This is a genomic window from Arsenicicoccus sp. UBA6765 (genome assembly GCF_002453335.1).
Lineage (GTDB): Bacteria > Actinomycetota > Actinomycetes > Actinomycetales > Dermatophilaceae > Arsenicicoccus > Arsenicicoccus bolidensis.
In genome coordinates this window covers 143,276-156,883 of the sequence record NZ_DKGR01000017.1, presented here as the reverse complement: position 1 = coordinate 156,883, position 13,608 = coordinate 143,276, and the positions used below count along the sequence as shown (strand labels likewise).

Below are 13,608 nucleotides of genomic sequence, written 5' to 3'. Positions count from 1 at the left end.
ATGGACACCCAGCCCCACCAGCCCGATGGCAGCAGCGGCGACACCGCCAGCGGCACCCCCAGTGGCACCGGCAGTGACGTCGCCGGCGGCGAGATCGACCGGCGCACACGGCAGTTCGAGGAGCGCCGGGTCGCGCTGGACGCGCTCAGCGACGAGCAGCTCAAGGCGCGCTTCTGGGAGCTGAGCCACCAGATGATGGAGCCCGTCGTCGAGCTCGCCCGCACGCACACGAGCCCCTCCATCGAGCGAAGCATCCTGCTGCGCATGGGGATCGACTCGGTCAGCAGCCACGGCGTGGTCGACCGGATCCACGACCGCGGCCTGCTCGGCAAGGGCGCCGGGCACGTCGTGCTCAAGGTCGCGCACCAGCTCGGGGTCGACGTGCGGGCCGCGGCCGCCGCGATCGCCGCCGACGACACCGTGCTGGACGGCCTGTTCACGCCGACCTCAGCCGCGCCGACCTCAGCCGCGTCGACCCCCGCCACCACGACCGAGGGAGCCCGGCGATGACGCAGCAGGCGCAGCCGATCGGGCCGCTCGACGAGAACGTCAAGCTCGACATCGAGAACATCCTGTCCGACCTGGAGTCCTACCGTCCCCGCCGCAAGGGCTGGGTGTGGCGCGAGGCGCCGGCCGAGGGCGTGGACATGGGGCCGTTCCACTTCCGCGACATGGCGACGCCGCTGGCCAAGAGCCTGGGGCTGCCGGCGAGCAAGTACTTCGGCGGGATCGACCCGCAGCCGAAGTGCGTGGTGACGACGGAGATCGCGAGCGGCCGGTTCGAGGACGACATCCGCCGGATGCGGATGGCCGCGTGGCACGGCGCCGACCACCTCATGGTGATCCGCACGACGGGCCAGTCGCACATCGACGGGCTGCTCGAGGGCACGCCCGAGGGGATCGGCGGAGTTCCCATCACCCGCAAGCAGATCCGCGCCTCGCGCAAGGCGTGCGACCTGATCGAGGACGAGGTCGGGCGGCCGATCAACTTCCACTCCTACGTGTCCGGCGTCGCCGGGCCCGAGGTGGCCGTGCTGTTCGCGGAGGAGGGCATCAACGGCGCCCACCAGGACCCGCAGTACAACGTGCTCTACCGCAACGTGAACATGTATCGCTCCTTCGTGGACGCGGCCGAGGCCAAGCGGGTCATGAGCGGGGCCGGCATCTTCCAGATCGACGGCGCGCACAACGCCAACGCCACCGCCAAGGCCGGGTGGCTGGTCATGCCGGAGCTCATGGTGCAGCACGGCATCAACAGCGCGTTCTCGGTGATGGTGGGCATGCCCAAGGAGCTCATCGGGCTCTCGACGGTGCCGCCCAACAGCCCGCCCGCCCCCAAGCTCTGGTACGACCTGCCCTACGCCGTGGCGCTGCGAGACGTGTTCTCCGACTTCAAGATGCGGGCGCAGCAGAACACGCGCTACATCGAGGCGGACATCGAGGAGGCCGTCCGCACCCACACCATCGACACGCTCATCTCGATGCTCACCCGGGCCGACATACAGTCGACGATCACGCCCGACGAGGGCCGCAACGTGCCCTGGCACTACAACAACATCCGCGGCCTGCAGACGGTCAAGCAGACCTGGAGCGGCCTGGACGGGATCAACGAGCTGCTGGGGCTCAAGCACGACGGCCCGCTCGGCGAGATGGTCCGCGACATCAAGGTGCGCGCGGTCGCGTTCCTCGAGGAGGCCATCGACCAGGGCGGCTACTTCGCCGCGGTGGAGAAGGGCTTCTTCGTCGACTCGGCGAAGTACCCCGAGCGCAACGGTGACGGCATCGCCCGCGCCGGCCAGGGCGGCGTCGGCGCCGGCTCGATCGTCGAGCGCGACCCCGACTACTTCGCGCCGGTGTCCTGCCACTTCGGTGACAACCACATCCCGGAGTTCGTGCACGAGCTGGTCGGGCGCCGCATCGAGCGGCCCGAGGAGGCCATCGGCGGCGACACGCTGTCCGACCCCGACAAGATCGTCTACATCGACGAGCTCGACCCGGAGGACTCGGCCGACGCCCGCCTCGAGGCGACCAAGCCCTATCGCAGCGGCGGGATGATCAAGCCCGAGGCCGAGTGGGCGGGCGACGGCACCGTGCTGATCCAGCTCTTCGTGCCGGAGAACGCCGACATCGCCGACGTCTACGCCGTCGAGATGGCCAAGCAGATGGGCCTGGTCGACCCCGAGGTCGTCAACCTGCAGCCGATGCACCCCTCCGAGGGGACCTTCGTCGAGGTCAAGGGCAAGGTGGCCTTTGCGATCGACCGGTCCACGCTCAAGATCCCCGAGAAGGAGGTCGTGCTGCCCGAGGACGAGCTGCGGGCGGCGGTCGGCGACGCCGGGCTGCGGGTCGTGGCCGGGACGGTCGGCGAGGACGAGCACAGCGTCGGGCTGCGCGAGATCCTCGACATCAAGCACGGCGGCATCGAGAAGTACGGCGTGAAGTACGACTACCTCGGCACGTCGGTGCCGCTCGGCAAGATCGTCGACGCGGCCATCGAGACCGGCGCCCACGCGATCCTCATCAGCACGATCATCAGCCACAACGACGTGCACCGGACGATGATGCGCAAGCTGCACGAGCTCTGCCAGGAGAAGGGGATCCGCGACCGCGTGGTGCTGATCGCCGGCGGCACGCAGGTCAACCGCGAGATGGCGGCCGAGACCGGGCTCGACGCGACCTTCGGCCGCGGCACCAAGGGCATCCACGTCGTCAACGCCATGGTCAAGACGCTGAGGGCGCGCGGCCAGGTCTGAGAGACCCGCCGGGGGTAAAGGCATCAGCCTGGCGAACGAAGGCCGGTCGATGCCTTTACCCGCGGTAGGTGGAAGGAGAAGTGGATGGGCAGCGTCGACATCCTGACCATCGAGGTCGGCAGCACGATCACCAAGGTCAACGGCTTCCGGCGCACCGACGCGCGGCTGGAGCACGTGGCGCAGGGCTTCGCGCCGACGTCGGTCGCCGACGGTGACGTGGGCCTCGGCGTCGACGCCGCGATCGCCGCCCTCGAGGCGGACGCCGGGGTGTCGGTGGCCGGGCTGCCGACATACGTCTCCTCCTCCGCCGCAGGCGGATTGCGTATGACGGTGCACGGGCTCACCGTCTCGATGACCTCCCGGGCCGCGCGCGAGGCCTCCCTCGGCGCCGGCGCCATCGTCAAGCTCGTGACCGCGGGGCCGCTGGACGAGGACGACATCGACGAGGTGCGCGAGATCGCGCCCAGCATCGTGCTGCTCGCGGGTGGGGTCGACCACGGTGAGAAGCAGGTCGTGGTCGCCAACGCCCGGGCCCTGGCCCCCGTCGCGGCCGAGCTCGGCGTGCCGGTGATCTATGCCGGCAACGTGGCGGCGCGGCGGGCGGTGGCGCGGGCGTTCGCGGAGCACGGGGTCGAGCTGATGGTGGCCGACAACGTCTTTCCCGACGTCGACGTGCTCGACGTGGAGCCGCTGCGGGTGCTCATCCACGAGGTGTTCAACCGGCACATCACGCGGGCGCCGGGGATGGCGCGGTTCGCCGAGCTGACCGACCACGGGATCCTGCCGACGCCGGGCGCGGTGCTCAAGGGCGCCGAGCTGTTCGCAGAGGAGCTGGGCGACGTCCTGGTCGTCGACGTGGGCGGGGCCACCACCGACATCCACTCGGTCACCGAGGGATCGATGGAGCATGCCGCCAAGGTCATCGACCCGGAGCCGCACGCCAAGCGGACCGTCGAGGGCGACCTCGGCGTCTATGTCAACGCCCGCAACGTCGTCGAGGCCTATGGCGACGAGTCCTGGGCGACGCGGCTGGACGACCTCGAGGCGATGCCCGCCGACGAGCGGGGGCGGGAGCTGACCCGCTGGCTGTGCGCGCGCGCCGTCGAGGTGGGGGTGCGGCGGCACGCGGGGACGCTCACCGACCTCTACACCCCCACGGGCAAGAAGCAGATCGTCCGCGGCAAGGACCTCACCGCCGTGCGCTGGGTCGTCGCCACGGGTGGCGCGCTGACGCGGGTCGAGGGGTCGTCCGAGGCGCTGCGGGCCGTGTGCACGGGCGTGGGGACGCACCTGCTGCCGGAGCCGTCGGCGCGGGTGCTGGTGGACCGGGACTACCTGTTCTCGGCGTTGGGGACGATCGCGACGGAGCTGCCGGACGAGGTGCGGGCGACCTTCCGCGCCTGGGTGACCGGCATGGATGGGGTGGCCGGGCTGGACGGGGTGGCTGGCGTGGACGGGGCGACCGGGCCGGACGAGGGTGAGCGGCCGTGAGCGGCCACCCGACGCCGCGCGTCGAGCTCTATCCCGACCGCATCACCTACAACGCGCTGTCGGTCGTCGAGCTGGCGCACGACCACGGCGCCACCGTCGCGGGGGTCGCCAAGGTCACCTGCGCGCACCCCGCCGTCGTGGACGCGATGGTCGCGGGCGGCGTCGACCTGATCGCCGACTCCCGCATCGACAACCTGCGCCAGACGCGGGAGCGGGGGATCGAGCTGCCGCTCATGCTGCTGCGCATCTCGGAGCGCTCGCGGGCGGCCGAGATCGTGGAGTTCGCCGACATCTCGCTCAACTCCTCGCTGCAGACGATGGACGTGCTGTCGCAGGCGGCCGTGGCGGCGGGCAAGCGGCACCAGGTGATCCTCATGGTCGACGTGGGGGACCTGCGCGAGGGCGTGTGGCCGGACCGGGCGGTGGAGGTGGCGTTCGGCGCGGCGCAGCTGCCGGGGATCGAGGTCGTGGGGCTGGGCTGCAACCTCGCGTGCTTCGGGGGCGTGGTGCCGAGCGAGGAGAACATGTCGCTGCTCGTCGACGTCCGCGAGGCCTGCCGCGCCGCGACCGGCCTGGAGCTGCCGATGCTGTCGGGCGGCAACAGCGCCTCGCTGCCGTTCCTGGCGTCGGGGCACATGCCGGCCGAGATCGACAACTTCCGGATGGGGGAGTCGATCGTGCTGGGGCGCAACGTCTTTGACCGTTCCCCGTGGCCGGGGACGCGGCAGGACACGGTGCGCCTCGTGGTGGAGGTCGTGGAGCTGGAGCGCAAGCCGTCGGTGCCGATCGGCAAGCGGGGGCAGAACGCGTTCGGCGAGGAGCCGGCCTTCGAGGACCGCGGGACCCGGCTGCGCGCCATCGTCAACCTCGGCCGCCAGGACGTCGTCATCGACGGGCTCGACCCGCTCGACCCCAACATCTCGATCCTCGGGGCGAGCAGCGACCACATGATCCTCGACGTCGAGGACGCGGTCGACGCCGGCTCCCTGCGGGTGGGCGACGAGATCGCGTTCTACCCCGACTACGCCGCGCTGCTCGCCCTCTCCACCAGCCCGTACGTCGACAAGGTGGTCATCGGTGGACCCAGGGCCTACCCGTCTGCCTGGCGTGTGGGATAACGGACCCATGCTGTACGCGACGCACGCCGAGGTGGACCTGTCCGCGATCCGCGCCAACATCGAGGCGATCCGGGAGCAGGTGGGCGACCGGACGATCCTCGTGGCGGTCAAGGCCGATGCGTACGGCCATGGGGCCGTGGCGGTCTCGCGGATGATCCAGGCCACCGGCGTCGCGGACTGGCTGGGGATCGCGACCGTCCCGGAGGCGCTCGAGCTGCGGGCGGCCGGCATCACGATGCCGATCCTCAAGCTGTCGCACTGCTTCCCCGGCGCCGAGATGGAGGCGGCGATCGCGGCCGACGTCGTCACGGCCTGCCCGTCCCGCGAGTGCGCGGACGCGCTCCAGGCGGCGGCCGAGCAGGTCGGGCGGCCCGCCAGGGTGCACCTCAAGGTCGACACCGGTATGGCGCGCATCGGGGTGCCGGCGGGCGAGGCGGCGGCGCTCGCGGCATACGTCGAAGGCCTCGGATCCGTCAGCCTGGAGGGCATCTTCACCCACATGCCGGTGGCGGACACCGCCTCGCAGGACGCGTTCACCGAGGACCAGGTCGCCCTCTTCGCCCGGACCGTCGAGGAGGTGCAGGCCACTCTCGGACGCTGCCTCGAGCACGTGCACGCCGCGAACTCCGGTGGTGTGCTGGGGCACTCGTCGTCGTGGCTGACGATGGTGCGGCCGGGGATCATGGTCTACGGCTACTACCCGGACGCGTCGACGCCGCGAACCATCGCGCTGCGCCAGGCGATCCGCTGGGTCACCCGCGTCAGCTTCGTCAAGCGGGTGCCGGCCGGGACGTCCGTCGGCTACGGCCGCACCTGGTCCGCCGACGAGGAGCGTTGGATCGCGACGATGCCCGTCGGCTACGCGGACGGCTACAACCGGCTGCTGTCCAACCGGGGGCGCGTGCTCGTCGGCGGGCAGAGCCACCCCATCGCGGGGCGGGTGTGCATGGACCAGACGATGATCGACGCCGGGCCCGCGTCCGAGCCCTGCCCGGTGTCCGTCGGCGACGAGGCCGTGCTGCTGGGCACCTCCGGGGCGCAGGAGATCACGACCGACGAGATGGCCGAGCTGCTCGGCACCATCACCTACGAGGTGACCTGCGACATCGCCAAGCGGGTCGAGCGGACCTATCGCGACGGCTGAGCGGTGGCGGACCTCGTCGCGGCCGTCGGGGTCGGGGTCGCCGTGGGGGAGGGGCCCGGCGCGGGCGCGGTCAGGGCCCGGTGGACCGTGGCCGCCCACAGCGCCTGCCCCTCCGCGGTGAGGGGCGAGTCGGTGCCGGGCTCCTGGAGCCGCGGTGAGGCCGGCGCCGCGGCGAAGGCAGCCGCCACGTCGATCGTGGGGAGCCCCTGCTGGACGGCCCAGTCGCGCACGGCCTTGAGCGGGGCCCGAGAATACTCCTCGGCAGCCAGCGGAGGCTGGAGGACGACGACGACCTTGGCCCGGGGGTATGCCGCCGCCAGCGCCTCGCGGGTGCGGGTAAGCTGCGCCGCGACCGCGCCACTGTCGGTCCGGCGACCGTGGCTCAGCAGCACGACCTCGGGGGCTTCGGGCAGGAAGCGCCGCAGTCGGTCCCCGGTGATGTCGGGGGTGGCGCCGGTGAGCGAGGCGTTCCACACGGTCAGGTCCGGGTCGTCGTCGCCGTAGCGGATGGGGGCGTTGTAGCCGGTCTCGTCGGTCTGCCTGATCCGCTGCACGCGGGTGCGCCGCTCCTCGCCGAACCGCTCTCCGACCAGGTTGACCCACTCGTTGGTGCCGTTGCTCGACTCGTCGCCCAGGATCGCCAACGTCGCCGGCCGGTCCGCCTGGAGCCGGGGCATCGGCGCAACCGCCCTGGCGGTAGGCGCTGGGGAGGCGCTGGCGGTCGGCGAAGCCGGCGCCGCCGTTCGTGCAGCAACCGTCGGCGCGGCGCTCGGCACCGCGCCGGAGGACAGCGGGGACCAGCCGGCGAGGGCGGCGCCCCCGATGGCGAGCGTGCCCACGAGGGCGGCGGTCAGGGCCATGTCAGCCCCGGGGATACGGCTCATGCCCCCAGGATGCACTACGTTCAGCGAGGAGCAACTACGCTTCGTGACTGCGGGCCGGGTTTCGTTGATGGGCGCGAGTCCGCAGAGTCGGGCGGGCCCCTGCGCAGGAGTCACAACATGTGCCAATTGTGCCGAAAAGGTGCGCTCAGGGTAATCAACCCGCTACGCTGCGTAGCGATAGACGTCCCTCGTTGAAGGTGGATTCGTGGATCTTGACCTGGTTGTCATCGGACTCGGCTACGTGGGTTTGCCGTTGGCACTGGAGGCCTGCCGCGCGGGCATGGCCGTGGCCGGGCTGGACCTCAGTGACAAGGTGATCACGGGTCTCACCTCCGGACGGTCGCACGTTGACGATCTGTCGGATTCGGACATCGCTGAGATGCTGTCGTCAGGGTTCGAGGCAACACAGGACGCGACGGTGCTGTCGCGCTCGCGGGCGGTCGTCATCTGTGTGCCGACGCCCCTGTCGCCCGATGGAGGGCCTGACCTGACGGCAGTCAGGGCCGCGACGTCGATGGTGGCGAAGCAGCTGCGCAAGGGGCAGCTCATCGTTCTCGAGTCGACGACCTATCCCGGGACGACCGACGGTGAAGTGCTGTCCGTGCTCGAGGCTGGGGGCCTTAGGTGCGGGGACGACTTCCACCTCGCCTTCTCCCCGGAACGCATCGACCCCGGCAACGACCAGTACGGGATGAAGAACACACCCAAGGTGGTCGGTGGCTGTGACGCGGCCAGCACTGAGGCCGCCGTGGAGATGTACGGCCGCTTCGTCGACGAGGTTGTACCCGTGCGTTCTGCACGTGAGGCCGAGATGGCCAAGTTGTTGGAGAACACCTATCGGCACATCAACATCGCTCTGATGAATGAGATGGCCCGATTCTGCCACGACATGGACATTGACATCTGGGAGGTGATCCGGGCTGCGGCGACCAAGCCTTTTGGATTTCAGGCATTCTACCCTGGGCCCGGCGTTGGCGGGCACTGCATACCGATTGATCCAAACTACCTTGCGCACACGGTCCGTGTGCGCCTTGGATATTCGTTTCGATTCGTTGAGCTGGCTCAGGAGATCAATGCCGGCATGCCGAGCTATGTGGCTCTTAGGGCGCAAGAGATTCTCAACGACGACGGCTTAGCGGTGCGGGGGGCACAAATCCTACTCCTGGGTGTCACGTATAAAGCCAACATTGCCGACGATCGCGAGAGTCCGGCGGTGCCTGTTGCCAGGGCACTGGCTCGTCTCGGGGCCGCTGTGTCCTATGCCGACCCCTATGTCACCGAATGGCGAGCCGCCAGCGATGGCTTCCCTAGGGAAGACAATCCGACGGAACGCGCGGGTTCGTACGACCTGGTCATCCTGCTTCAGCCGCATCAGGGGTTCGACCTGCAGCAGATCGCAGGCAACTCTCGACGCTACTTCGACACTCGTGGCGCGACCCGTTCAGACAGGGCGGTGCGGTTGTGAGCGCCACTTGCGAGGTGAAGAGATCATGAGCGTGTGGAAGACGAGAATGCCGCTGGTCCCAACGGGGCGGCGAGGTGCCCATCGCATATCACCGCTCAGTCTGGTACGGGGTAGCGACCTCGACTCCACGGCGGCCGTCAAGGGGCTGACGCGAATGTATGACTGCACCGTCCAGCGGTACTCATACGTGGGACGCGGATGCCTCATTCAGAGCGTTGACATGGGGAGCTTCTGCTCGATCGGCGACAACAATATCCTGGGATCAGCGACTCACGAGACGAGCTGGGTGTCCACGTCGCCGATGTTCCAAGGTGCGGCCAGCGTCCTCGGGACCGCATTTGTGGAGAGGGGATTTCCACCAATGCCGCGAACGAAGATTGCACATGACGTGTGGATCGGAAATGGGGCTATCCTACTTGGCGGTCGCAGTGTGGGCGTGGGAGCCATCATTGGCGCTGGGGCCGTGGTGACGCGAGATGTCCCGGACTACGCTATCGCAGCGGGTAACCCGGCACGGATCATTCGCTACCGCTTTACTGAACAGATCATCGACGCGTTGCTCGCGTCACGGTGGTGGGAGCTTCCCGACTGCGTGTTGCAGAAGATCGCGCCGGATGCCGATGATCCAGAGGCCTTTTTGGCTGCTCTACGAGCCATGTCTGAACGTGGTGGCTTGACGTGACGAAGGCCATGGGAAGAGGAAAAGTCCTACATGTCTGCTTGGCCTGTTTCTATATTGATGGATACGCCTACCAGGAGAATCTCCTTCCGCGCGCCCATCGTCGCGACGGGTGGGAAGTCGAAATACTTGCCTCGCTCCTGAACTTCAACGATCGCGGCAGATTGTTCGAAGAAGAAGACGAGCGACAGTACATCAATGAAGATGGTATTCCTGTACGCCGTATCGCCTATGCGCGCTTGCCGCTCTCACGTAGGCTTCGACTCTACCGAGGGCTAAGCAAGCAGCTGCATCAATCTAGGCCGGACATCATCTTCGTGCATGGCCCCCAGTTCTTGGATGCACTCCGCGTGGTGCGCTACGCCCGTGCACACCCGAACGTTCGGGTGTTCGTCGATAACCACGCCGATAGCAACAATAGCGCAATGGGTTGGGCAAGTCGGCGCTTTCTGCACGGCCTCGTTTGGCGATGGATCGCGAAGATTCTTGATGGGGTCACTGTCCGGTTCTACGGTGTTCTGCCGAGCCGCGTTGCATTCCTGGAGAAAGTCTACGGGTTGCCCTCGACCAGGATTCAGTTGCTTCCATTGGGCGCGGATGACGAGGTTGTGGACAAGATCACTGCTCGCAGCGTCAGCGAGCTGCGAGAGTCATTCTCCCTCCCGCGGGGGCGAAAGCTGATGGTAACTGGGGGGAAAGTCGACGAGAACAAGCGGGAGATGCTGGACTTTTTGAGAGCTTTCCGTCAGAGTCCAGAGGAGTGGGACCTGGCTGTCTTTGGGACTGTCATTGATGAATATCGCTCAGAGTTCGAACAGTTGCTGAACTCTCCCCGTATCCATTGGCTTGGCTGGCTATCGGCGGAGCGGTCGATGGAAGCGCTCGCCAGTGCCGACGTCGTCGCGTTTGCCGGCCTGCATTCAGTCATGTGGGAGCAGGCGGTCGCGATGGGGAAGCCGTTGATGGTGCGACGGATCGATGGGACGGAACACCTCAACTTCGGTGCGAACATCCTCCTTCTCCCCTCCGGATCCGTTAAGTCCATCGCCGCAACCATTCGACGGCTCGGTGAAGAGCCCGACCTCCTGCCCATGTTGGTGCGTGGGGCGATGGGGCCTGAGAGAAGGGCGTTCCTCTATGGGGACATCGCTGAAGCATCCCTCAGGTGAGGTGCTCCGGCCGGCGAGGCGAAAGGCTAGGGGAGGCGGAGTTAACCGACTTACTCCCGTCCGCATCGCGGTCGCATGGTCGATGGCGACCTATGTGCTTTTCGTGTTCGGTCCATGGGCCTACCCCATGCGCTACAGTGTCGTGCTCTTTGCCCTAGTAGCGCTCTATAACCTGTCCATCTACGCTGGCTTCCGCCGGGGCGCTACTCGGCCACCACGGCGGCACTACGGCGACACGGGCGTCAAGTCATTCAACATCGACCGGCTCCTCAACTTTGCGTTCTTCGCCACACTCGTGCTCTTCCCGATTCGCTTGGTGATTGCCACGCAGAACTATTCGCTGGATTGGAGCCTTTTTGTCTCCAAAGTCGTTACTGGCTTGAGTTCTGCTCAAGAGAACTATTCACAGCGTTTCGTGGTAACGCCGCCCGGTATCTGGGGGGTCTTGAATCATGTCAACGTTCTCCTTGGCTTCATCGCCTGGCTCTACGTCCCGCTTCTCATATTGGTCTGGGAGCGTGCGAGCATGGCTAAGAGGGCTTTGGGCGTGGTTGTGGTGATAGGCTCGATTCTCGCCTCCGTGGCTCGAGGGCAGAATTTCGGAGCATTCGATGTTGTGGCGCAGCTCGTTGCCTTCATATTAATAAGGCGAGCGGGCTTTGCAGCCAAGAACGGCGCGCGACAAAAAATGTTCGGTGGACGCGCCTGGAAGATTTTGGCGCCAGCACTGTTTGTCTTTTTCTTCCTGTCCTTTTTTGCCAATACAATGAAGAGTCGCATTGGTGACCAGTTCCGATCACTTCTGGTTATTCAGGGCGGGTCTGTTCCCATTGACGAGTCCAGTGCATTATGGAATCTCACTCCGCCTCCACTCCAGCCGGTATTTGCGAGCATATCCATGTACGTCAGCCATGGATACGCCGCATTGCGCTTGGCGGTAGATGAGTCGTTTTCGACCACTTACGGGATCGGGGGCTCCTATTTCCTGCTGGATAACGCGAGCGAGCTGGACCCAGGGCTGCAGGCGCGAACTTTCCAGGCAAAGCTGGAAGCCAGCCAGGGGTATGACAGTCACGCGCTCTGGCACACTGCCTACCTTTGGATCGCCAACGACGTTTCGCTCCTGGGTGTGCCAATCATTTTGTATGGCATGTTCATGCTCTTTGGGCGCGCCTGGCGGGATTACGTTGAGAGGGGAAATCTGTTTGGCGCTCTCATGATGGCGCCGATGACGGCCTTCGTGGCGTTGATATCCTCAAGCAATCAAATCGCTGGTCAGCCGCACGCACTTTTCGGAACATTCGCGCTCATCTTCGCGTGGCTAGGTACTCGGCACCGAGTTGCCTGGCCGCCGAGGTCTGCGTCCCGTTCAGCAGGAAGATCCGCCCGTCGACGTGTTGCTGGCCGTGGCTAGGTCTGGAGGTGCGTCCGCAGCGAGGGGGCTCGCGGCGATCTCGGTGGCGTCCATGGCGTCGCTCGTCATCACGTCCGTCATCTCGGCGGTCATGCCTTTGGCCCTGAGTCTTTCGGGCTACGCCTACTGGCAGCTCTTTAGCCTCTACCTGTCATTTGCGGGCTTCTTCATGTTGGGATTCAACGATGGAATCTACCAGCGCTTTGCTCGCCGCCCGTTTGGGGATGTCGAGAGGCGTGAGTTGGGTGGTCACTTCCGCACGGTGGTGGTGCTTTGCTTCTTGTCGGCATCGACGGTGGCTTTGACTTCGCTCTATCTCCCCTCGCAGAAGCGCTTCGCAGTACTGGGCGTAGCCGCCAGTCTCACCTTTTTCGGTGTCATGGGGTTTATGACATATGTGCAGCAATTGGCTGGCAGTCTGGAGGTAGTTGCCTACTCGACGATCCTTGAGCGGCTAGTGTTGCTGGGTTGCACGCTGTGTTTGGTCGTGTCGGGGTACGACGACTATCGAGGCTATGTAGCGGCTTGCGTTCTGGCGTCTGCTGCCCGGCTTGTCTATCTTTGGTGCCGGACTAGACGAATCTTCTTGAGGCCACCTTCTGTTGAAAGCAGTAGGGTTGCAGAGTTCCGCGAGGTGACGAGTCAGGGTTTTCCCATAATGTTGTCCATCTTGCTTAGTGGTTCGATTGTAATCCCAAGCAGGCTGGTCGTCGAGCGGTACTACGGTCCGGAGTCCTTCGCGCTCTACTCCTTCGCACTGACGGTGGTCTTCGTCGCTGGCGCCGTCCTTACATCGGTCTCGCAGGCTGCGTTCCCTATGTTGGCCCGGGTCGCTGAGAGGGACCAGGTGGGCGTGGTTCAAAGAGCCCACTCCACGCTGGTCGTTGCTGGGAGCGTCTTGCTTCTGTTCTACTTCCTTGCAGACTTTCTCATAACCAAGTTCTACCCCTCCTTCATTGACAGTCTAGACTTTCTGGTATTCCTATTCCCCCTGCTGATCTTCCAGAGCAAGCACTTGCTGCTCCTGTGCAATGTGATGCGGGCGCGGGAGCGGCTCTGGCGCCTGGTCATCATGGCCGCGAGTGGCATGCTGATCAATTGGGTCGTTGCCGCTGCCGCGGTGTCGATGACGTACTCGGTCGTCGGGCTGTCGGTGTTGGTGCTCGTTGGCTACGGTATTTGGCAGTCAATTTGGTGGCGGGTTGAACTGGGTGGTCGCGCGCTCGTTGTTCATCGATGGGACCTGGTTGAGCTGGTGGTAGTCGTTGCGTTTGTGGTCTGCACTACCGCGCCTGGATGGCTGCACCTGCGGTCTGGTGCGCTACCCGTGTCGGTGGTCAGCTACTTGTGCGTTTTGCTTGCGTTGGGGCTTTGCACCCGGAGCCACACGGGGGCGGCGATCGGCATGCTGACGCGCCGTCTGGGGGCAGGATGAGAGCCTGACGACGCTGCTGGCTGGTGGTTGGCGCCGACTGTCGGTCGTGCCTTGGT

Annotated in this window: 11 protein-coding genes; 10 read left to right on the top strand and 1 reads right to left on the bottom strand. The window is 66.1% G+C overall.

Going from position 1 to position 13,608, the window contains the following annotated elements:
* The 5 genes from oraS to alr all read left to right on the top strand — a co-directional run bounded on the left by oraS (position 1) and on the right by alr (position 6,506).
* The gene (gene oraS, locus B4K29_RS03660) at positions 1-510 is read left to right on the top strand and encodes a D-ornithine 4,5-aminomutase subunit OraS (protein ID WP_029210264.1); all 510 of its coding nucleotides are present in this window, start codon (positions 1-3) and stop codon (positions 508-510) included.
* A complete protein-coding gene (gene oraE, locus B4K29_RS03655) occupies positions 507-2,753 on the top strand; it encodes a D-ornithine 4,5-aminomutase subunit OraE (protein WP_286966419.1) in 2,247 nt (748 codons plus the stop codon). The genes oraS and oraE overlap by 4 nt, the downstream gene beginning before the upstream one ends.
* A gap of 84 nt (positions 2,754-2,837) precedes the next feature.
* Positions 2,838-4,244 (top strand): glutamate mutase L, encoded by a 1,407-nt coding sequence (locus tag B4K29_RS03650; RefSeq protein WP_286966418.1) that lies wholly within the window; start codon positions 2,838-2,840, stop codon positions 4,242-4,244.
* Positions 4,241-5,362, top strand: a complete 1,122-nt coding sequence (locus B4K29_RS03645) for an alanine racemase (protein WP_029210267.1) — start codon at positions 4,241-4,243, stop codon at positions 5,360-5,362. Before B4K29_RS03650 ends, B4K29_RS03645 begins: the two co-directional genes overlap by 4 nt.
* A 7-nt stretch (positions 5,363-5,369) precedes the next feature.
* On the top strand, positions 5,370-6,506 hold the full coding sequence (alr, locus tag B4K29_RS03640; protein WP_286966417.1) for an alanine racemase: 1,137 nt from the start codon (positions 5,370-5,372) through the stop codon (positions 6,504-6,506).
* Here the strand turns inward: alr and B4K29_RS03635 are convergent.
* On the bottom strand, positions 6,491-7,390 hold the full coding sequence (locus tag B4K29_RS03635; protein ID WP_286966416.1) for an SGNH/GDSL hydrolase family protein: 900 nt from the start codon (positions 7,388-7,390) through the stop codon (positions 6,491-6,493). The genes alr and B4K29_RS03635 overlap by 16 nt on opposite strands.
* Before the next feature lie 205 nt (positions 7,391-7,595).
* On the opposite strand from B4K29_RS03635, the gene B4K29_RS03630 reads away from it, so the two are divergent.
* The 5 genes from B4K29_RS03630 to B4K29_RS03610 all read left to right on the top strand — a co-directional run bounded on the left by B4K29_RS03630 (position 7,596) and on the right by B4K29_RS03610 (position 13,552).
* Entirely contained in the window at positions 7,596-8,855 is a 1,260-nt protein-coding gene (locus B4K29_RS03630; protein WP_286966414.1) for a nucleotide sugar dehydrogenase, read from the top strand.
* 220 nt (positions 8,856-9,075) lie between these two features.
* Positions 9,076-9,537 carry a CatB-related O-acetyltransferase gene (locus B4K29_RS03625; protein WP_286966413.1) on the top strand — a complete coding sequence of 154 codons (462 nt, stop codon included), beginning with the start codon at positions 9,076-9,078 and terminating at the stop codon, positions 9,535-9,537.
* Positions 9,534-10,703 carry a glycosyltransferase family 4 protein gene (locus B4K29_RS03620; RefSeq protein ID WP_286966412.1) on the top strand — a complete coding sequence of 390 codons (1,170 nt, stop codon included), beginning with the start codon at positions 9,534-9,536 and terminating at the stop codon, positions 10,701-10,703. Before B4K29_RS03625 ends, B4K29_RS03620 begins: the two co-directional genes overlap by 4 nt.
* Positions 10,704-10,785: 82 nt before the next feature.
* Entirely contained in the window at positions 10,786-12,117 is a 1,332-nt protein-coding gene (locus B4K29_RS03615) for a hypothetical protein (protein WP_286966411.1), read from the top strand.
* Between the two features lie 52 nt (positions 12,118-12,169).
* Positions 12,170-13,552, top strand: a complete 1,383-nt coding sequence (locus B4K29_RS03610) for a hypothetical protein (protein WP_286966410.1) — start codon at positions 12,170-12,172, stop codon at positions 13,550-13,552.
* The last annotated feature ends 56 nt before the right edge of the window (positions 13,553-13,608 follow it).

Excerpts from the sequence above, each read along its gene's own strand:
- B4K29_RS03615 (WP_286966411.1), top strand. The coding sequence starts at position 10,786 with ATGGCGACCTATGTGCTTTTCGTGTTCGGTCCATGGGCCTACCCCATG.
- B4K29_RS03635 (WP_286966416.1), bottom strand. The coding sequence starts at position 7,390 with ATGAGCCGTATCCCCGGGGCTGACATGGCCCTGACCGCCGCCCTCGTG.
- B4K29_RS03610 (WP_286966410.1), top strand. The coding sequence starts at position 12,170 with ATGGCGTCGCTCGTCATCACGTCCGTCATCTCGGCGGTCATGCCTTTG.
- B4K29_RS03625 (WP_286966413.1), top strand. The coding sequence starts at position 9,076 with ATGGGGAGCTTCTGCTCGATCGGCGACAACAATATCCTGGGATCAGCG.
- oraE (WP_286966419.1), top strand. The coding sequence starts at position 507 with ATGACGCAGCAGGCGCAGCCGATCGGGCCGCTCGACGAGAACGTCAAG.
- B4K29_RS03650 (WP_286966418.1), top strand. The coding sequence starts at position 2,838 with ATGGGCAGCGTCGACATCCTGACCATCGAGGTCGGCAGCACGATCACC.
- oraS (WP_029210264.1), top strand. The coding sequence starts at position 1 with ATGGACACCCAGCCCCACCAGCCCGATGGCAGCAGCGGCGACACCGCC.
- alr (WP_286966417.1), top strand. The coding sequence starts at position 5,370 with ATGCTGTACGCGACGCACGCCGAGGTGGACCTGTCCGCGATCCGCGCC.